Source organism: Massilia mucilaginosa (assembly GCF_011682145.1).
GTDB classification, from domain to species: domain Bacteria; phylum Pseudomonadota; class Gammaproteobacteria; order Burkholderiales; family Burkholderiaceae_D; genus Telluria_A; species Telluria_A mucilaginosa.
Genome location: NZ_WHJH01000150.1, coordinates 1 through 1,395, shown reverse-complemented (window position 1 = coordinate 1,395; position 1,395 = coordinate 1). Strand labels below are relative to the sequence as shown.

Genomic DNA, 1,395 nt, shown 5'->3' with positions numbered 1-1,395 from the left:
ACCTGCTAAGGTTATAGGGACAAGCCGTACGGGCAATTAGTATCAGTTAGCTTAATGCATTACTGCACTTCCACACCTGACCTATCAACGTCCTGGTCTCGAACGACCCTTTAAAGAGCTCAAGGCTCTGGGAAATCTCATCTCAAGGCAAGTTTCCCGCTTAGATGCTTTCAGCGGTTATCTCTTCCAGACTTAGCTACCCGGCAATGCCACTGGCGTGACAACCGGTACACCAGAGGTCTGTCCACTCCGGTCCTCTCGTACTAGGAGCAGCCCCCTTCAAATTTCCAACGCCCACGGCAGATAGGGACCAAACTGTCTCACGACGTTTTAAACCCAGCTCACGTACCACTTTAAATGGCGAACAGCCATACCCTTGGGACCGGCTACAGCCCCAGGATGTGATGAGCCGACATCGAGGTGCCAAACTCCCCCGTCGATATGAACTCTTGGGAGGAATCAGCCTGTTATCCCCAGAGTACCTTTTATCCGTTGAGCGATGGCCCTTCCATACAGAACCACCGGATCACTATGTCCTACTTTCGTACCTGCTCGACTTGTCAGTCTCGCAGTTAAGCACGCTTATGCCATTGCACTATCAACACGATGTCCGACCGTATCTAGCGTACCTTCGAACTCCTCCGTTACACTTTAGGAGGAGACCGCCCCAGTCAAACTGCCTACCATGCACTGTCCCCGATCCGGATAACGGACCAAGGTTAGAACCTCAAACAAACCAGGGTGGTATTTCAAGGATGGCTCCACGATGACTGGCGTCACCGCTTCAAAGCCTCCCACCTATCCTACACAGATTGGTTCAAAGTCCAATGCAAAGCTACAGTAAAGGTTCATGGGGTCTTTCCGTCTAGCCGCGGGTAGATTGCATCATCACAAACATTTCAACTTCGCTGAGTCTCGGGAGGAGACAGTGTGGCCATCGTTACGCCATTCGTGCAGGTCGGAACTTACCCGACAAGGAATTTCGCTACCTTAGGACCGTTATAGTTACGGCCGCCGTTTACTGGGACTTCAATCAAGAGCTTGCACCCCATCATTTAATCTTCCAGCACCGGGCAGGCGTCACACCCTATACGTCCACTTTCGTGTTTGCAGAGTGCTGTGTTTTTATTAAACAGTCGCAGCCACCAGTTTATTGCAACCCTTTCACCCTTCTGGAGTAAACCAGTCAAGCTACCGGGGCGTACCTTTTCCCGAAGTTACGGTACCAATTTGCCGAGTTCCTTCTCCCGAGTTCTCTCAAGCGCCTTAGAATACTCATCTCGCCCACCTGTGTCGGTTTGCGGTACGGTCTCGTATGACTGAAGCTTAGAGGCTTTTCTTGGAACCACTTCCGATTGCTTCAGAACCTAAGTTCCTCGTCTCGACCCCTTGAAT

1 rRNA gene is annotated in these 1,395 nt (G+C 51.2%); it reads right to left on the bottom strand.

Annotated elements, in window-relative coordinates:
- Positions 1 to 15: 15 nt before the first annotated feature.
- Positions 16 to 1,395 (bottom strand): 23S ribosomal RNA (locus F2P45_RS34195); the annotation flags it as partial.